The 17,204-nt window shown below is 61.9% G+C and carries 22 protein-coding genes and 2 pseudogenes; 3 read left to right on the top strand and 21 right to left on the bottom strand.

Features of this window, described 5'->3' with window-relative positions; all coding sequences use genetic code 11:
• Positions 1 to 214: 214 nt before the first annotated feature.
• The 12 genes from QNJ43_RS20015 to QNJ43_RS19960 form a co-directional block, all read right to left on the bottom strand.
• Positions 215 to 892, bottom strand: a complete 678-nt coding sequence (locus tag QNJ43_RS20015; protein ID WP_300472365.1) for a methionine adenosyltransferase domain-containing protein — start codon at positions 890 to 892, stop codon at positions 215 to 217.
• Complete coding sequence (locus QNJ43_RS20010) at positions 855 to 1,430, bottom strand: S-adenosylmethionine synthetase N-terminal domain-containing protein (protein ID WP_300472363.1); 576 nt, start codon at positions 1,428 to 1,430, stop codon at positions 855 to 857. The genes QNJ43_RS20015 and QNJ43_RS20010 overlap by 38 nt, the downstream gene beginning before the upstream one ends.
• Before the next feature lie 25 nt (positions 1,431 to 1,455).
• Positions 1,456 to 2,094, bottom strand: a complete 639-nt coding sequence (locus QNJ43_RS20005) for a glycyl-radical enzyme activating protein (RefSeq protein ID WP_300472362.1) — start codon at positions 2,092 to 2,094, stop codon at positions 1,456 to 1,458.
• A complete protein-coding gene (locus QNJ43_RS20000) occupies positions 2,061 to 2,291 on the bottom strand; it encodes a 4Fe-4S cluster-binding domain-containing protein (protein WP_300472361.1) in 231 nt (76 codons plus the stop codon). Before QNJ43_RS20000 ends, QNJ43_RS20005 begins: the two co-directional genes overlap by 34 nt.
• A gap of 37 nt (positions 2,292 to 2,328) precedes the next feature.
• Complete coding sequence (locus tag QNJ43_RS19995) at positions 2,329 to 2,511, bottom strand: BMC domain-containing protein (RefSeq protein WP_300472358.1); 183 nt, start codon at positions 2,509 to 2,511, stop codon at positions 2,329 to 2,331.
• The gene (locus tag QNJ43_RS19990) at positions 2,463 to 2,942 is read right to left on the bottom strand and encodes a hypothetical protein (RefSeq protein WP_300472355.1); all 480 of its coding nucleotides are present in this window, start codon (positions 2,940 to 2,942) and stop codon (positions 2,463 to 2,465) included. Before QNJ43_RS19990 ends, QNJ43_RS19995 begins: the two co-directional genes overlap by 49 nt.
• A gap of 192 nt (positions 2,943 to 3,134) precedes the next feature.
• Positions 3,135 to 4,286 carry an aldehyde dehydrogenase gene (locus tag QNJ43_RS19985; protein ID WP_300472353.1) on the bottom strand — a complete coding sequence of 384 codons (1,152 nt, stop codon included), beginning with the start codon at positions 4,284 to 4,286 and terminating at the stop codon, positions 3,135 to 3,137.
• Complete coding sequence (locus tag QNJ43_RS19980; RefSeq protein WP_300472351.1) at positions 4,283 to 4,576, bottom strand: heme-binding protein; 294 nt, start codon at positions 4,574 to 4,576, stop codon at positions 4,283 to 4,285. The genes QNJ43_RS19985 and QNJ43_RS19980 overlap by 4 nt, the downstream gene beginning before the upstream one ends.
• Positions 4,545 to 4,784, bottom strand: a complete 240-nt coding sequence (locus QNJ43_RS19975; protein WP_300472349.1) for a heme-binding protein — start codon at positions 4,782 to 4,784, stop codon at positions 4,545 to 4,547. The genes QNJ43_RS19980 and QNJ43_RS19975 overlap by 32 nt, the downstream gene beginning before the upstream one ends.
• 10 nt (positions 4,785 to 4,794) lie before the next feature.
• Complete coding sequence (locus tag QNJ43_RS19970; protein WP_300472347.1) at positions 4,795 to 5,061, bottom strand: EutN/CcmL family microcompartment protein; 267 nt, start codon at positions 5,059 to 5,061, stop codon at positions 4,795 to 4,797.
• Between the two features lie 266 nt (positions 5,062 to 5,327).
• Positions 5,328 to 6,737, bottom strand: a complete 1,410-nt coding sequence (gene eutJ, locus QNJ43_RS19965; RefSeq protein ID WP_300472344.1) for an ethanolamine utilization protein EutJ — start codon at positions 6,735 to 6,737, stop codon at positions 5,328 to 5,330.
• A gap of 28 nt (positions 6,738 to 6,765) precedes the next feature.
• Positions 6,766 to 7,407: a PduL/EutD family phosphate acyltransferase gene (locus QNJ43_RS19960; protein WP_300472342.1), complete on the bottom strand. Its 642-nt coding sequence runs from the start codon at positions 7,405 to 7,407 to the stop codon at positions 6,766 to 6,768.
• Positions 7,408 to 7,714: 307 nt separating this feature from the next.
• Here QNJ43_RS19960 and QNJ43_RS19955 point away from each other — a divergent pair, with 307 nt between their 5' ends.
• Positions 7,715 to 8,041: a hypothetical protein gene (locus QNJ43_RS19955; protein ID WP_300472398.1), complete on the top strand. Its 327-nt coding sequence runs from the start codon at positions 7,715 to 7,717 to the stop codon at positions 8,039 to 8,041.
• 211 nt (positions 8,042 to 8,252) lie between these two features.
• Here the strand turns inward: QNJ43_RS19955 and QNJ43_RS19950 are convergent.
• From QNJ43_RS19950 to QNJ43_RS19910, 9 genes and pseudogenes are all read right to left on the bottom strand, one after another.
• Positions 8,253 to 8,519: pseudogene (locus tag QNJ43_RS19950) on the bottom strand (BMC domain-containing protein); the annotation flags it as partial.
• Between the two features lie 22 nt (positions 8,520 to 8,541).
• Positions 8,542 to 9,357: a propanediol utilization microcompartment protein PduB gene (gene pduB, locus QNJ43_RS19945; RefSeq protein WP_300472339.1), complete on the bottom strand. Its 816-nt coding sequence runs from the start codon at positions 9,355 to 9,357 to the stop codon at positions 8,542 to 8,544.
• A gap of 28 nt (positions 9,358 to 9,385) precedes the next feature.
• Positions 9,386 to 9,673: a BMC domain-containing protein gene (locus QNJ43_RS19940; RefSeq protein ID WP_300472390.1), complete on the bottom strand. Its 288-nt coding sequence runs from the start codon at positions 9,671 to 9,673 to the stop codon at positions 9,386 to 9,388.
• Between the two features lie 90 nt (positions 9,674 to 9,763).
• A complete protein-coding gene (locus QNJ43_RS19935; protein ID WP_300472387.1) occupies positions 9,764 to 10,834 on the bottom strand; it encodes a 1-propanol dehydrogenase PduQ in 1,071 nt (356 codons plus the stop codon).
• A 163-nt stretch (positions 10,835 to 10,997) separates the two neighbouring features.
• Positions 10,998 to 11,303 (bottom strand): glycine radical domain-containing protein, encoded by a 306-nt coding sequence (locus tag QNJ43_RS19930; protein WP_300472384.1) that lies wholly within the window; start codon positions 11,301 to 11,303, stop codon positions 10,998 to 11,000.
• A 26-nt stretch (positions 11,304 to 11,329) separates the two neighbouring features.
• The gene (locus QNJ43_RS19925; protein ID WP_300472381.1) at positions 11,330 to 11,566 is read right to left on the bottom strand and encodes a pyruvate formate lyase family protein; all 237 of its coding nucleotides are present in this window, start codon (positions 11,564 to 11,566) and stop codon (positions 11,330 to 11,332) included.
• 124 nt (positions 11,567 to 11,690) lie between these two features.
• Positions 11,691 to 11,822, bottom strand: a complete 132-nt coding sequence (locus QNJ43_RS19920) for a hypothetical protein (protein WP_300472336.1) — start codon at positions 11,820 to 11,822, stop codon at positions 11,691 to 11,693.
• 100 nt (positions 11,823 to 11,922) lie between these two features.
• Positions 11,923 to 13,512: pseudogene (locus QNJ43_RS19915) on the bottom strand (pyruvate formate lyase family protein); the annotation flags it as partial.
• A 59-nt stretch (positions 13,513 to 13,571) separates the two neighbouring features.
• Positions 13,572 to 14,162 carry a DJ-1/PfpI family protein gene (locus tag QNJ43_RS19910; protein ID WP_300472334.1) on the bottom strand — a complete coding sequence of 197 codons (591 nt, stop codon included), beginning with the start codon at positions 14,160 to 14,162 and terminating at the stop codon, positions 13,572 to 13,574.
• A 724-nt stretch (positions 14,163 to 14,886) separates the two neighbouring features.
• On the opposite strand from QNJ43_RS19910, the gene QNJ43_RS19905 reads away from it, so the two are divergent.
• Positions 14,887 to 15,798: a permease gene (locus QNJ43_RS19905; RefSeq protein ID WP_300472331.1), complete on the top strand. Its 912-nt coding sequence runs from the start codon at positions 14,887 to 14,889 to the stop codon at positions 15,796 to 15,798.
• A gap of 159 nt (positions 15,799 to 15,957) precedes the next feature.
• Positions 15,958 to 17,139 (top strand): acetate kinase, encoded by a 1,182-nt coding sequence (locus QNJ43_RS19900; RefSeq protein WP_300472329.1) that lies wholly within the window; start codon positions 15,958 to 15,960, stop codon positions 17,137 to 17,139.
• Positions 17,140 to 17,204: the final 65 nt, after the last annotated feature.

The raw sequence follows: 17,204 nt of genomic DNA, 5'->3' as shown, positions 1-17,204 counted from the left end.
CCGCTATGTGGAGCGGATGCTGGTCGGGGACGGGCAGGAGGATCGGTGAGGCTTTGGCCGCAAGGCCGCGTCTGCGGCGTAAAAGCGGCGGCAGGCGGCTGCGTCGATCCGCGCGGCGACGCCGACTGCGGCGCTGAAGTTATCCTGCACCTTTAGCAGCATGTCGACGCTGGTCAGGTCGGCCAAGCGCTCCCGTCCCGCAGCCATCGCGCCGCTATTGTCGAGGCGTGGTTGCGAGGTGGGCAGCTCGTCCCTGTTCGTTCTTTCGAGAAAGTCCGATTTCAATGGTAAGCCTTAATGAGGGCGTCCGTCCGATCCGCCCGCTCCCACAAGAACCCCTTTTTTCCCTGCCAAAATGTCCGTAAGTGGCAGTATTTTCAAAGATCGACCGCCGCAGCCGGAGTGTTTCAATCATCCCTGACACCGAAAGTGGGAACGTGGAGCGGATCGCGCGTACCAGACCCTCCGGATCAACTTGACACTCATCATCGATCCTTACTCCAACCATCTCCGGATCACTCTGACCTATCGCAAATGTCAGTGAGATTTCGCAATGCGATGAAAGGCCCGAGGCAACTACCGTCTTGGCGATGAGGCGTGCCATATAGGCTTCCGTGCGATCGATCTTGGTCGCGTCCTTGCCTGAAAATGCGCCGCTGCCGTGCCTACCGATACCGCCATAGGTATCGACCATGAGCTTGCGCCCCGTCAGCCCCGTATCCGCCGCCGGTCCGCCGTGCACGAAACGGCCAGTCGGATTGATGAGAACGCGCGTCTCCCGTTTCAGCCAGGGTCCCATCACGGGGGCTATGACCTCTTCGATCAGGCCGCGCAGCATGTCCTCCCGGCTGATATCAGCCGCGTGCTGAGCGGACAGGATGAGGTTGGTCAACTCCTTGGGGGCGTCCGTGAGCGTCGTTTCGGAAAGTCACCTGCGCCTTGCCGTCGGGCTTCAGCCAGCCCAGAACGCCGGACTTGCGGACCTGGCTAAGCTTTTCCGTCAGCCGATGCGCATAGTGGATGGCCGCAGGCATCAAGGTTGGAGTCTCGTCGCAGGCATAGCCGTAGAAGATCCCCTGCTCACCGGCGCCGAGATCATGCTCGTGCGTGGCGCCCTGCGCGATGTCGGGGGATCGTTCGTGCAGATCCGTGAGAACAAAGCAGCTATCCGCATCGAAGCCGAGAGCGGGCTCGGTATACCCGATGAGGCGCATCACCTTGCGGGCGAACGCCACGACATCAACCTTGGCTGAGGAGGTAACCTCGCCCGCAATGTGTAGGCTGTTGCCGGAAGCCAAGACCTCGACCGCCACCCGGGATGCCGGATCCTGGGTCAGATACGCATCCAGAACCGCATCGGAGATCTGATCGCATAACTTGTCCGGATGCCCCTCCGTTACCGATTCCGAGCTCGTATAAGTCGACATCATCAGTCTGTCTCCCGACTTTCCGCTGTTATCCGCCGACGTGGCACTTGAGCCCGAGATCCTCGATCACGTGAACCAATGGCTCTGCCTCTTCGGGCTTCATGTTGCGGATGTCCCCCATGGGATAGGGGTGGCCAAGAAATGCGTATTTGTTCTCACCGTACGTGTGGTAGGGCAGCAGATGCATCGTATCCACGCCTGGCATCAGCTTGGCGAAACGTCCGATCGCCGAGATCGCTTCCTTGCTGTCGTTGACGCCCGGAACGACCGGAACGCGCACGACCGTGTGGGTCAGCGAGGCGATGCAGAGTGCGTTCTCCAGGATGATGCGGTTGTCGGCGCTGATATTCGCCTGATGCACCTGCGGGTCGATCACTTTCAGATCGATTAGAGCATGATCGGCGTGGGGCATGACATCGCGCACGATGTCGCGCGTCGAGTAGCCGGTGATCTCCATCGCGGTGTTCCAGCCCTGCTCGTGGCAGGCCTTGAGCAACTCGCGGGCAAAGTCATGCTGGAAGAGCGGCTCGCCGCCCGAAAGCGTGACGCCACCGCCCGAACGGCGATACTGGGTCGCGTCCTTGCGCAACTCCAGCATGACCTGCTGGACGGTCATCTTCTTGCCGGTGACGGTCAGGGCATCGGTCGGGCAGACCCCGGCACGCACTGATCGCAGTGAATGCAGCTTGAGGCACGATAGAAAAGTTCCGGCTCCGGGTTCTGGGATTCCGGATTGGAGCACCAGCGGCAGCGCAACGGACAACCCTTCAGGAAGACGATGGTGCGCACTCCGGGGCCGTCGTGGATCGAGTAGCGCTGTATGTCGAAGATAGTGCCCTCCATTTCATAGTCGATGCCGTCCATGACCTATCACCTTGTTCTTTCCGCCGGGCGGTTTGTTTCAGAAGGGAGATTGCCGCGCTTCGATGGTTTCCATCGCCGTTTTCACAGCCGAAATCTCTCCTAGGACCGCAAGCGACGTGACGTGTTGCGGGCAGGTTCCGTAAATCTCCACGGTGAAGACGTCGGCCGCTTTCATCGCGATATCGGAGAAGTAGAAGAGGTCGGTGATGTTCGACTGCACCAGCCCCACCGCGCCGATCGAGTTGTCTTGAACGTAGGCGCGTCCGTGCGGCGGCAGCGCCGCTGCAGTATCTGGAGTACTTTCCGGTGGGGTGCGTTGATGATGCGAATGTTCATCATGGTTTGTCGGCTCCCCTGACCTCTTCTCTTCTTCCTGTTGCGGGCAAACGAGCGCGCGGAGGTCAGGCCTTCGCCGGTCGGTCCTGCGATGGTGAAGGTCGTGTGGCCCTCGCCGCCGACGCCGATACCGGCGTAGGAGGGGCCGTTCTTGACGAAAATCGTGGTTTGGATGAGCTTCGCCATCTTGGTCAGCTTGCGCACGTTGGTGGAGTGCATCATCGCTGTGTGGCGATTGCTGTGTTCCAGCTCCACCGCCATGTCGATGGCGTCATCGACTCTGGGCGCGCGCACCACCGGCAGGATCGGCATCATCAGCCCGACCTGAACGAAGGGGTGGCTCTTGTCCGCCTCGACCAGGATGACCTTGATGTCGTTGCCGACCTTGATGCCGACCTTGTCGAGCAGGTAGACGGCGCTCTTGCCGACGCACGAGGTCTGCGGTCCGCCCTTGTCGTTGATGAGCGGCGCCTGCAGCTTGTCGATGACGGCCTGGTCGGTGACCAGCTAACCACCGCATTTCTGCATGCAGGTGATGAGGAAGTCGGCGATCTGGTTGACCGCGATCACTTCCTTTTCGCTGATGCAGGGCAGGTTGTTGTCGAAGGCGCAGTCGTTGATGATGTCCTGTGCGGCCTTCTCGATATCTGCGGTCTCGTTGACGACGACCGGCGGGTTGCCGGCACCTGCGCCGATGGCCTTCTTGCCGGTCGACATCACCGTTTTGACGATGCCGGGGCCGCCGGTGGCGACCAGCATGCGCACCTTCGGATACGCCATCATCGCGTTGGTGTTCTCGATGGAAGGCTTCTGGACCGTCACCACCAGATTGGCGGGCGCACCGAGTACTGCGAGCTTGCGGTTGATGAGCTTGACGGCGAGGAGCGAGACCTGCGTTGCGCGCGGATGCGGGCTGAAGACCGCCGCGTTGCCGGCCGCCAACATGCCGATGGAATTGCAGATGATCGTTTCCATCGGGTTGGTGGTCGGCGTGATCGCGCCGATGACGCCGAAGGGCGAATATTCGACCAGCGTCAGGCCGCCGTCACCGCTCAGGGCGTCGGTGGTCAGATCCTCGATGCCGGGCGACTTTTCCGCCGCGAGCCGGTTCTTGATGATCTTGTGTTCCACGTTGCCCATGCCGGTCTGTTCGACCGTCTGGCGGGAGATGCGTTCGGCCATGGCGGGATCTGCGAAGATCTCGCGGATACCGTCGGTGAAGAGCTTGCGCGCCGCCATGGTGCAGAAGAGGTACTGGCGCTGGGCTTGTTCGGCTGCCGCAATCGCTTCGTCCATCGTGGCGAAGACGCCGTCGCCGACGGTGGTGGCTTCCTCGTCGCTGACATCGAGTGCGCCGGAGGTCGCCTTGTGCGCGCAGCTGCCGCCTTGCCTGCACAGGACTTGTCGCCAAGGGCGCCCCCGCCAACGCTTCGTTGACCAGAGAATCGACCGGGTCGGTTTCCGGCGTCGCACGCTGCCAGCAGCAGTGCTTGGAGCCGGGCACGAATTCCGAACCGTTTTCCTTTGCGGGCTTGGAGCCCGTGTCGGCGAGGATGCTCGCCACGAGGTCGGCTGTCGCGCTGTCGGTGCGGCCGCGGAGGCCTCACCGTAGCTGCCGAGGACCTGGGTCACGGCGTCGCTGATCTCTTGGTCGTTCATTTTTCCACTCCTTTGGCGGGGCCCTGCCCCTGCGTGTTCGAAAAATCATTCAAGGCGGTACGGGCGATGACAGCGTCTTCGTCTGCCGTTCCGCCGATGGCGCCGATCACCGTCCCGTCGCGCCAACAAGGCAAACCTCCGGCAAAGAGAACGACCCGTCCGCCGTGGGTCGACTCGACGCCGAAAAGCATCTGGCCAGGCTGTGCGAGCTGGCCGAGTTCGTGGGTGGACATACGGAAGGCGGCGGCGGTCCACGCCTTATCTGTGGCAATCTCCGCACTGGTGGGCAAACTTGCCTTCCATCCGGTGAAAGAGGATCTGTCGACCTTCCGCGTTGGCCACCGAGACCACGACGGGGATACCCATCTCGCGGGCCTTGGCTTCGGCGTAGGCGGTAAGGCCTTGCGCGGTGGTCAATGTCAGCGGCCCGTCCACAGGGGCGGGGCGACCTGACCGCAGCAACCGTTCGATCAGCGCTTCACCGGTTCTTGCACTCATCACCGTCACCTCAATGCGTCTCGACCGTGTTCACGATGCCGACGATCGAGGCATCGGTGACGGAGTGTTCGAGGGTTCCCGCCTGACGCGCGGCACTGCCGCTTGTCACGATGACGGTTTCGCCGTAGCCCGCGCCGACCGTGTCGGTGGCGATTTCGGTGTAGCCGATCGGCTCAAGGTGCTCGGTCAGTCTGGCGACGATCAGCAGCTTGGAGCCGCACAGGGAAGTGTCTTTGCTGGTGGAGACGACCGTTCCGATCATACGTCCGAGATGCATTGTCCTTCTCCTTATTCCCTGACGAGCCGGATCTGCCGGGCCTTGAGTTCCTCGGCGGCCAGCGGCGTGACCAACACGTTGCGGCCGAGCCTCAGTTCCGGCCCGGTCACGGCCTTGACCTCGCTCCAGCCGAGAACGCGTGTGGCGTGTGCAGTCGCACCGGGCGCGTGGAAGGAGGCGGAGGAGTGAGAAATCGATGTTTGCGCCGGTGTGTCGGCGGGCTTCGGCTTGGCTGCGCCGGTTACGGCCGCATCCAGCTTCGAGGCTCAGGAGAGTTCGACGCCGTAGCTTTCAAGCTTTTCCAGGTGTCCGACCATCATGGCGCGGTAGGGGGCATTCGCGGTCAGGCCGCGGGCGTGACGATAGCGGGTGGCCGGGCAGCATCCGTCGCGGACCGCAATCACCCGTCCGCCGCGCTCGATGGCGCCGCAGATAAGCCGGGCCACTTCGTCATCGGCCAGCCCCAGCGCGGTGTGCGCGGCAAGGGCGATGCTCAGTGTGGGGATGAGAACGAGGCCGTGACGGGCGAGAACCGTGTCGATCTTCTCCGGCCGATCGCCGGGCTCGTAGAGCGCGGAGGCGAGGGAGCTTCCGCCCAGGGCTGCGAGCCTGTCCGGTGTGATCGGGCTGCGCGCGTCGTTGGTGCGGCGTATCTCGAACTGCCAACCGGCCTGCGAAAGGGTGTTGAGGGCGCAAACGGCAGCCTCCAACCCGAGATCGGTTCCCGAGAACAGGACCAGTGCGGAGCGGGCGCGCGCCTTTAGGGCGGCGACGATGCGATCCGACAGAAGGTCGAGCAGGACCCGGTTCAGGAGGGTGTCGAGGCGGGAGAGATCCATCATGCCGCTCCCCCGGTTTGCGGATACATGGCGATGCCGAGCGGCGTGACCAGCAGCGGTTCCGCCGGCTTGACGACGGTGCGGCCGATCTGTTTGGAGAAGACCTTCTCGAACTCGGCGAAGGTGCAGGTGCCGCCGATCACGTAGATGACGTCGACATCGCTGTAGTCTTCGAGGAAACGGATCACGATGCTGGCCATCTTTTCGACCACGGGACGCACGACGGTGAAGACGTCGCGCTCGTGGCGGGGTCGGCTTTTCGGCCTCGGCATCGGCAAAGGAAATGCGGCGCGCGCCTGCCAGGACCAGCGTCATGTGCGTGCCGCCGGTGGCCTCATCGAAGGAGGCCAGCACCTCGCCTTTCTTCAGGACCGAAATGCCGGTCGTGCCGTCGCCGACATCGACGACGGCACCGTCGGTGATGCCGAGGAAGCGGGCAGCGGCGGTGGGCTCGTCGACGATTTCGGCCAGCTCGAAATCGGCGGCCTCCACCACGTTGCCGATGGCCTTTGTGCTGCCGGAGTGGATGCCCGGAGGAATGGCGGCAGCAGCGCGCTCGAGCTTGAGGCCGAGGCGCTGCTCTAGATCCGCCTTCATGGCACGGACCGCTTTCACCGCGCCGATGTAGTCAACCACGATACCGTCGCGCACGACGGAGGAACGGTGCGTGATGCCTGCTACCGGACGATCTTCCGCATCGAGCACGGCAAGGACGAGGTTGGCGGTGCCCAGGTCGACTCCGACCTTGAGCTGCCCCGGCGCCCAGTCTTCGCGCGGCAGAACCGAGCGGCACTGAACGAGCCCAGCGAAATCCTGCAGTACCTTGTCCGTGGTCATGGTTTCACCCGTTCGGCAGCGCCGACACTTACACCTTCCCGATCCGCACGAGATCGTCGTTCTTCAGGCCGAACGCGTTGGCCTCTTCGATATCGATATGCATTGATATCGATATGCATTTCCAGGGCGGAGTTTTCCGCCGCCCGGACAGCCACGGCATGCGTGACGCCGCCGCGTTCTCCGGACACTTCCACCTCGACTTCGTCGCCGTTGGCGATGCCGAGCTTCGCCGCGATCTCCGGCAGCATGTGGATGTGGCGCATGGTGACGATGACGCCGTAATTCTTGTGCATGGGGTTCCGTGCGGACCGATGACGCCCAGCCCCGGAGATCCTTCTAGATGGCCCGACAGGCGCAGCGGCGGGCAGATGCCCAGCACGAAGCCGTCGGCTTTGGAAATCTCGATCTGGGTTTCCTTGCGCAAGGGACTGAGAACCTGGACCTTCTTGAGTTCACCCTTGGGGTCGCGCAGGACGACGGTTTCCTCCGCCGCATATTGACCGGGCTGCTTCATCGCCTTCTTGCGCGTTAGCGATGCACCGGGGCCGAAGAGAGCGTCCATGTCGCAGCGCGATAGATGGATATGGCGGTTGGAAATGCCGATGGGGACGAATGCGGGATCCTTGTCCCCACAGGTCGCCTCCGCTTTACCGGGCGTCTTGTTGGCCACCTCGTTTGCCGCCGCCTGTCCTGAGGCGAGGATCTCAGCAACGATCCGGTCTATTGTTTCTACGGGCTACATGAGCCGGTCCTATTCCACTTCTGCTGGCATCCGCTCCGGCGCAGCCGGGGCCATTGGCCTGACCGAGCATGTCGGTCAGACCCGGATATTTCTGATTTACAGTCCCGGTGATCGGGGCTGTCTCGGACGGCGCTAGGTCGTCTATTTCTTCTTCGTCAAACCGGGACGGCGACGGTTGTGATTACCCGGCCTGGGCGTGTCCGGATCGGGTTTCGACGGTTCACCGCCCGTCGACTTGTCAGCCGACGTCTTGTCCCCGGTCGGCTCCTTTGCCTTGTCCGCATCCTTTGCCGGGGAGGCATCGGGTGCCGGAGCGGGCTTTTGCTACGCCGTTTCAGGTTTCGCCGTTTCCGTCTTCGGAGGCTGGAGCTTTGCGGGCTCGGGCTTTACCGGATCCGGGGTCTTCGGCTCCGCCTTTGCAGGCGTCGTCGCGGGCAGGTCCGCCTTGGGTTTGTCCTGCGGCTTTTCCGGGGGCAGCGTGGTTTCTTTCGAAACCGCCGTTTCCGCCGGCTTGGAAGCTGCCGGTTTGGGCGCAGTCGCGCTTTCTTCCGTCTTCGCTTGAGGTGGTGCAGTCTCCGGTTTCGCAGGTGCTGGTTTTTCCGCCGGTTTCTCCGCCTTCGGCTCAAACTTTGGTTCTGGCTTTGCTTCCGGCTCGGGGGCGGCGAGTTTTTCGACCTTCGGTTCGGCCTGCGCCTTGGGAGTGGCAGGCTTTCCGGGGTTGGCGTTTCGGCCGAGCGGGGCTGAGTGGCGACGCCCACGGTCTCCGGGCTGTTCACGAGGCGTGAGACATCCCGGGCCGGCCGTGCGATTACCTGCGTGGAGACAACACGGTTCACCCGGCTTGCGGCGGCGGCCCCCGCAGAGACCGCAGCCTTGATGGCGCTGACTTCTCCGAGAAGCTTGACGACCGTCATGCCGTCGCCCCTGGCCAGCTCGTAACCCACCAGCTGGACATTGGCCGACTTGACAGTCGCATCGGCGGCTTCGACGGCCGCGGTCAGGCCGATGGTTTCGATCAGTCCCAGGCTTTTCTCAGTCATGACTGTCCTGCTTCTCTGCGGGTCATATGTACGGCGTGGTCGTCGAGACCGGCGGTTCGCCCATCGAGCCCAGCAATTGCTTGCCGACATCGCGCGCGGCATGGATCGCCTGAGGCACGGCACCGGAATCGCCGGAGAACGTGAAGATCACCTCGTTGGAGAAACTCGTGCCGCCATTGCCGGGAGAGCTGTATCCAACCGCCTCGATCGTGGCCGCCTTGGCCGCGGTATCGGCAAGCATGACGCCGATGCCCGCAGGGGCGCCCACGGTGATGCCGAAGGCCTGGCCGATCGGAGCTTCGAACGCCTTGTTGAGCGCGTAGCTCGCACGGGCGGTGTACTGGAACTCGAGGTGATCGGCCTGGTTGCCGTAGACATCACCGAAGGTGCGGTCGAGTTCGCCGAGCATCACTTTCACCGCACTACGGGCGTCGGAGATGTCCGCGGCGCCGAAGATGATCAGCGAACCGTGGCCGGTACCGCCTTCGATGTCACGGGGCAGTTCGATCACGAGGACCGTACTGTTCGTGGCCTTGACCGCTTCGTCGACCGCGAAGATGTGCGGGTCGGTGCCGGTGCGGGCACCGACGATGCCGATGGAGCGGTACTTCTTGTCCAGCTTCATCTGCTCGTGCAGCAGCGGGTCGACATTGGCGATGACCATGCCGATTATGTTGCCGACGGCGCTGCCGATGAACTCGGTTAGATTGCACGCGGCCGGAGATTTGGCACACGTTGCTGCCGGGGCAGCTTCAGGGGTCGCGGACGGAGCATCTTCACTGCCGCCCATCTTGCGGATCGCTTCCCCCATCAATTGGTCGACAAGATCGTCTTTCATGACCGATCCTCCTTGTCTGGTTCAGGGGTTATGCGGCGGGAGCCGGCTGCGGAAGAATGCGTTCGACTTCCGTGTGCGGGCGCGAGATGACATGGACCGAAACCACGGAGTCGACCTTCTCGGTTGTCACGGCTCCAGCATCGGTGGCGGCTTTCACCGCACTGACATTGCCACGCACCATCACGGTGATAAGGCCCGAACCGATTTTCTCGTAACCGATCATCGTCACGTTGGCCGACTTGACCATGGCGTCGGCGGCTTCAATCGCGCCGACAAGACCTTTGGCCTCGACCATTCCCAGTGCTTCTTGTTGCATCGTTGTCTCCTTGGTCACGATGTTCAGATGTTGATGTTTTGCCGTCTTCTCTTCGCGCTATTTACTCTGCTGCTATTTCCCTTTGCGTTCCTATCCGCCGACGCGGGTGAGCAGGCTCTCCAGCTCGGGCTGGGACGGTTTGCGGGGATTGCTGGCCGTGCAGGCATCGGCCAGCGCGGTCGCCACTATCTCGGATCGGATGCGGCCGAATTCCTCCATATCGACACCAAGGCCACGCAGGGTCGATGGGATGGCAAAGTGGGTGTTGAAGGCCTCGATGGCGCGGATGCCGGCGCGGGTGGACGGCGTGTCGAGGCCGACGCGCTGGGCGATGCGGGCGTAGCCTTCCGCCGCTTCGGGAATCTTCGCGTTCCAGTCGATGACGTAGGGCATGAGCACCGCGTTGATGCGTCCGTGCACCAGATGGAGCCGGGCGTCGAGCGCATGGGCCAGCACGTGATTGACGCCGAGACCGGCGGCGCTGAAAGCGAGCCCGGCCAGGCAGGAGGCCTGATGCATGGCGTCGCGCGCGGCCAGGTTGTTGCCGTCGTCATAGGCCTTGGGCAGGTTCTCGAAGGCGAGCGCCAGCGACTTCTCGGCAAAGGCGTCGGTGAAGTGCGAGGCTTCGGTGGAGACCACGGCTTCAACCACGTGGGTGATGACGCCCATGCCAGTATCCGCGGTGACCTTCGGCGGTGCGGTGCGCACGAACTCGGGATCGAGCAGCGCAACATCGGACACCAGGTCTTCGGAGATTAACGGGAACTTGCGACCCTTGGCGGGATCGGAGATGACTGCGAACGAGGTTACTTCGGAGCCGGTTCCGCTGGTGGTCGGGATCGCGATGGAGGGGATGCGGCGGCCGGGCATCGTCTCGCGGACGATCGCGAGAATGGCCTTGGCGGAGTCGATGGGGGACCCGCCGCCCAGCGCGATGACCGCATCGGGGCAGAAATCGGCGAGCAGGCGTGCGATCTTGGAAACCGTGTCGACCGGCGGCTCGGGAATGGCTTCGTCAAACACCAGGACATCGCAATCGGTGAGATAGTTCTGCACGCGATCGAGTACGCCGGATTTAGCCATGAAGGCGTCGGTGACGATGCCGACCTTCTGTCCGCGATAGGCGTACAGCCGTTCCAGCAAGCTGGGTCCGAAGACGATCTCGGTCCGGGGGGAGGCTTTGATAACGCGACATTGGATTACATGTCCTTTGCGGATCTTGTCGAAATGGCCGGGCGGATAGACCCGGTGGGATCGGCTCCGCCGGGGCTGTCGCCCGGCCTGGGTGTGCGAGCGGGGCCCGCACACCGTCTGTTCGGAAAGTTCAGAACGTCTGTTCCGTGCGGCTGATGATGTCGTCCTGCACTTTCTTGGCGAGCACGACGAACTGGGCTGAGTAGCCCACCACACGGACCACGAGGTCCTTGTAGGCTTCCGGGTTCTTCTGGGCCGCGAGGAGGGTTTCGCGGTCGATCACGTTGAACTGCACGTGCATGCCCTTGTGATCGAAGTCGGAGCGCACCAGAGACGCGAAGTTCTGTAGGCCCTTGTCACCGGCGAGAGCCGAGGGGAGGAACTTCTGGTTGTAGAGCGTTCCGTTGGAGGCGATGAAGTGGTCGAGCTTGGCCACGGAGTTGGCGGCCGCGGTCGGTCCCTTCACCTGGGGCGACACGCCGTCGGCCAGGGTGCCTTGGTGGGACGGCCGTCGGGAAGAGTCGCAACATCCTTGCCGAAGAGCACGTTTGCCGAAAACGGGTAGATGCCGGCCTGGAACTGGCCGCCGCGCGGGTTCTTGTACTTCTCGACTTCCTTGCAGTAGATCTGAGCGTACTTGCGGGCGATGAGATCGCCTTCGTCGATGTCGTTGCCGAAGCAGGGGGCGCTGTCGAGCATCCGGCGGATGCCTTCGTACTTGTCGCTGCCGTTGCCTGCCGCCAACGTGCGATAGACCTCGTCTTTGAGGGTCGACATGTCGGTGGGAGGAGTTGACGAGCACCTTGCGAACGGCCGCGTAGACCTACTCTTCGGTCGGCTCGCTTGCGCCGGTCGCCGCTGCCTTGGCGCCTTCGGCCAGGCCGAAGTTGGCGTCCAGGGTTTCCTTCAGATCTGCCATGGAGAGCGTCTTCTCGTCGAAGACGAACTTCTTCATCGCGTAGAAGCTGTCGCCGCTGTCTGCGATAGCCGAAGGCCTGCGGACAGGTGAAGTTGTAGATCGCGTTGCCTTCCTGGACGGACATGCCGCGACCCAGGCAGTCATCGACCATGGCCGACTGGAAGGGCAGGGGAACCCGTTCGGCGTGGGCGATGTCGACGCAGTTGTCGGCTTCCGCGAGGTGTTTGACGAAGAACGCCATCTGCGTGGAGAAGGCTTCGTAGAAATCGTCGAGCGACTTCCAGGTCGTCATGCAGTTGGTGACGGGGCCGAGCTGAAGATCGCCGACCTTGCCGCTGTGCAGCGTGATTTCGAGGACCTTGGCCACGTTGAAGAAGGCGGCGTCGTGCCATCCTTCGGTGCGGTGGATCGCCTGTGGTTCCACGCCGCCGACGATGCCGTAATCGCGGGCATCCGCCAGCGAAACGCCACGGTTCTGCAAGGCCGGGATGATCACTTCGTCGTTGTAGATGGCGGGAACGCCGAGGCCGAGGCGTACGACTTCAGCCACACGATACAGGAACTCGTCGGGCGTATCCTGCCAGACGCGGATCGAGAAGGACGGGGCCGGGAGCTGAACGTGGGCAACGGTTTCCATGCACATGTAGGAAACGTAGTTGGTCGCGTCCAAACCGTCTTCGGTCTGACCGCCCACGCACAGGTTCTGGAACACCGCATAACCGGCAAACGCCTGCGCGGAGATTTCGTCGCGGGTCTTGTTGACGTCGTTCAGCTTGATCCAGATGCAGTCGACGAGTTTCTGCACGAATTCGCGGTTGATGGATTTGTCGGCTTCCAGATACGGGCACATGTACTGGTCGGAACGGCCCGGAGAGATGGAGTGGCCGCTGGACTCGATCTGCATCATCATGCACTGGATGAACCACATCGTCTGGCAGGCTTCCCAGAAGTTCGTGGCGCCATTCTCAGGCACGCGGCGGCAGTTCTGAGTGATCTGCTGCAGTTCTTGCTTGCGGATCGGGCAAGAGCAGGACTGCGCCAGTTCTTCGGCCTTGTCGGCATAACGATGGGCGAAGTTGATCGCGGCGTTGTAGGTGATGATGATCGCGTTATAGAACTGTTGCTTCTTGATGTAGGATGGATCCATTCGGTCCAGAAGTTCCAGTTCCTTCACAGCCCGAGCGATGATGCCGCGGAAGCCGATCTTCAGGATCTTGCCGTAGTCGACGCAGACGTGACCGACTCTGCCGAAGTAGTAACTGCCGACGGTGAAGACGCCGTCGTTGATGCAGTCGTGGGTCTTCTTCGACATGTAGGAGGCGGCCAGGTCACTGGTCGTCTTGCCGGGCCAGTACTTGAAGGCCTCATGCAGCTCCGCAGCCGTTTCCTTCGGAATCTCGAAGGGGTCGGCCATGCGGGTCGCCATGGTGTCGAATTCTTTTTCGACCCAGTCGAAGGAGAATTCGGGGCAGATCTCGATCGAGCGCAGGTTCTTGGTGATGGCGCCGACGATCAGTTCGTCGTCGCGGACCGTGGCCGGCAGCTCGTTGAAGATCTTCTCCGCCACCTTGGCGCGCCGCACGATCGCCGGAAGCCCCTCGCTGGCCTTGTAGGCCTCGGTTGCCAGGACCGCCCGTTTGAATTCCACATACGGGCGCGCATTCAGGATCTGGTTCTGCAACCGGATTATGCGATCCGTTGGTTTCGTAAAGCCCTTCTCAATCATAGCCTTCTCCAGGCTGTGATGATCCGGCGAACCCTCTCGACTCGTCGGAGCCGGTTTCTTCAGGTCAGGATTTGCGGGTCGACGAGTTGCGCAAACGCACGCAGCAGCCCCGGATGGCCGGGCCACGCCGGAGACGTCACGAGGTTTCCGTCGATGTCCGTTTCTTCCGGTTCGATCGCGACGTAGTCGCCGCCAACGGCGCGGATCTCGGGAGCGACGGCCGGGTAGGCCGTCAGTCGGCGACCCTTGAGCACATCGGCTGCGGCGAGGATCTGCGCTGCATGGCAGATCGCGGCAACCGGCCGATCAGCGGTCATAAAGCTGTGCACGAAAGTCAGAATTTCGGGAACGAGGCGCAGGTATTCGCAGGCGCGTCCGCCTGTCAGGTAAAATCCCGCGTAATGTTCAGCTTCCATAAACGCGAAAGTTGCGTTGAGCCGGAACAGATGACCGGGCTTTTCCGTATAGGTTTGATCGCCTTCGAAGTTGTGGATGGCTGTCTTGATGAAGTCGCCGGTACGCTGTCCCGGACACACCGCATCGACCGTAAAACCGACCATGCCGAGTGCCTGGAATGATACCATTACTTCATAATCTTCGGAAAAATCTTCGACGATCATGAGGATTTTGCGGGATGCGCTTCTGAGCATGATAAGTAGACGCCAAGTCTTCCTCTCGTTTTGTAAAAACCTATTCCTCGGGGAGCAAAACGGTCAACGAGAGCGGATTGACAATGGCGGGTAATTATTTGTTATGACGAAATGGCGTTCAATAAATCCCGGAATTTCTGACTTTTTGACCTTCGCCTGTATAGAACTGTCGCAGTCAAGAATTGACCACCTGTAGGTAATTTCTTGTCGTGACGGGTAAAAAATTGCCCTCCCGGCAGGCCGCCGGTTGGCGTTTGCGCGCACCGTGTGTCGCAAGCCCGGGAACGGACATCGTCGAGGCCCACGCGTAAGCCCTTGAACGCGTGCAGCTTACGAGGCTGTTTTTAGTGGTTCTTGTCCGCGTTTCGGCTCAATAACGCTTCCTTCCCAACGTGACGCTTCCGATCTGCAAGAAATTACCATCGCAGGACAATTCCATCTCGTTGACCATCTAAATTAATCGGACCTACGATTTCAGTGGTCAAAGCACCCATACTGGGGGCTCTTTCGATATTCGCGTATCGCGAGGCGCATGAATTTGAACCTGGGAGATGATCATCGCCGGGAGTGGAGGCGTTTGTGCGCGGCTTCGAAGAAACGGGCGAAAGCCTGAGAAAAACCGAGCAATCGACATGGCGACGGACAGAAACAAAAACGCGACGGCCAAACCATCGGCTGAGCATACCGAAAGATGCCGTGTCGATCGCTTTGCACGGGGGGTACAATGAGTGTAATCGGTCTACTCGTCGCCTTTGGCGGCGGCATATTCGGCGCGGCGATCGGGGCTCTACCGGCCTTTGCTTTCGTCGGCATTCTGACGATGCTGGGTGTCGGCATCCAGCTTGCGGTCGCGCCGGCGGCAACAGACTTTTTCGGAATCCTCTTCGGCGTATTCGGTCCGCATGTGCGCGGTTTCGCCTCCGGCGTGGCCGCCGCGGCCTATGCGGCGTCCAAACAGAAACTCGATAGCGGCCGAAACATCGTCATCGCGGGCATGGTCCTCAACAGCCCGGATGTCCTGCTGGTCGGCGGTATTTTCGGCATTATCGGTTATGTGATCGTCTGGCTCGTCGGCATGGTCCCCGATTTCGGTCCGGGTCTTGCCTGGACGGACTATCCCGGCATGTGCGTGGTGATTTCCGCCTTCATCGTTCGCTTCACGTGGGGGACCTGCGGTCTTTGTGGCAAGAAGCCGGAAGGTGAGCGGTTCTTCTATCCCACGGACGCGACCAAGTGGCTGGCGTTCCAAAGCGGTCCCGGTCAGCTCGTTCTGATCGGCATCGGCGTCGGCCTGTTCGGCGGATGGCTCGGTGTGACCTACGGAACGCCGGGAGCCCTGCTGGCCTTCGGTATCACGGCTGCGAGCCTGCTGTTCCTCACCGTCGGCGTTCTGACGCCGGTTACCTACCATATCGCCTTGCCGGCGGCAATCGTCGGAGCGGCGTCGGGCAGCGTCGTTCTGGCGGGCGTCGCAGGCCTGATCTGCGCCTTCGTCGGCGAGTTCTACGCCAGGATCTTCCTTGATCGCGGCGATACGCACATCGACCCGCTGGCCTGCACGATCGCGACGATGACACTCGTCTTCAACTTCCTGACCTCTGTTGGGTTCTGGGCTCTCCTGCCCATCCCGATCTGAGCCCAGAGCGGGGGCCTCCCCGCATGTGACGGACGGCGCGAGGGACCTGGAAGCGTTCGCAGCCGCGCACTTGGAAAAGAGAAATTACTATGATCCTGACCATCAACTGCGGCAGTTCGAGCCTGAAATACCAGCTCTACAATGCCGACCTGACCGAGGTTGTCGCCAAGGGGCCTGATCGCGCGTATCGGTGAGGAGGGTTCCTATTCGGAGTATCGGGTCGGTGACAAGAAGGCCGTGGAGGAGCGTCTCATCCTTTGCCAGAAGGTGGCCTTCGACGTCATGGTCGACAACCTGATGAATTCGGAGCTTGCCGTTATCGAGAGCGCAGAGGCGATCACCGCCATCGGCCACCGGGCCGTTCACGGCGGCGACGTCTTCGTCGATTCCGTGGTCATCGACGAGATCGTCATGAAGCAGCTTTACGCCTGCGTGCGTTTCGCGCCGCTTCACAATCCCTGCAACATCGCGGGCATCGAAGAATGCATGCGGCGGTTTCCGGGAGTTCCGAACGTGGCCGTATTCGACACCGCGTTTCATCAAAGCGTGCCGCGCGAAGCCTATATCTACGCGCTGCCCTACGATCTCTATTCCAAGCACGGTATCCGCAAATACGGGTTCCACGGCACGTCGTGCCGCTATGTCAGCCGTGTTGCGGCCGATGTTCTGAACAGGCCGCTGGAGGACCTTGCCATGGTCAGCTGTCACCTCGGCAACGGGGTGACGCTCGATGCGGTCAAGGGTGGGGAGGCGGTCGATACCAGCATCGGCTTCGTCACCTTCTGCGGCGTTCCGATGGGAACGCGTTCCGGCGATTTCGATCCGGCGATCATCTTCCATCTCGTCAAGGAACAGGGGAGGTCTCTGGAAGAGGTGGAGAGGCTTTGTTACGAAAAGAGCGGGTTTCTCGGCGTGTCCGGCATCAGCAACGACATGCGGGAAGTAGAGCAGCGTGCCGGCGCCGGTGACGATCGCTGCGCGCTCGCCGTCGATATCTTCGTCTATCACATCCGCAAGACCATCGGCACCCATGCGGCGGCGATGAACGGGCTGGATGCGCTGGTCTTCACCGCCGGTAGCGGAGAGAACAGCACCGAAATCCGCTCCCGCGTGTGTGCCGGGCTCGGCGTTCTCGGCGTCAAGATCGATGAGCGGCTGAACGAAATGGTGCGCAACGGCCACCCAAATATCAGTGCCGCGAGCGCTTTTGTCACGACATTGGTCGTGCCGACGGATGAAGAGCGGATGATTGCGCTCGACACCGTCCGGCTGGTCAATCACGGGGGACAGGTTCCGCCGCCGATCGCCTCTCTTGCTCTCACCTATCCGGAGCGGGTGTAGGAAGTCGGTTCCTTCACCGGAATTCCTCGATCAGGCGATGCGGTGCGAGGGCGCCGCATCGTTTT

This window comes from Breoghania sp. (genome assembly GCF_030066895.1).
Classification (GTDB): domain Bacteria; phylum Pseudomonadota; class Alphaproteobacteria; order Rhizobiales; family Stappiaceae; genus Breoghania.
The sequence above is the reverse complement of the archived record's forward strand: the minus strand, read 5'-3'. Positions and strand labels throughout refer to the sequence as shown.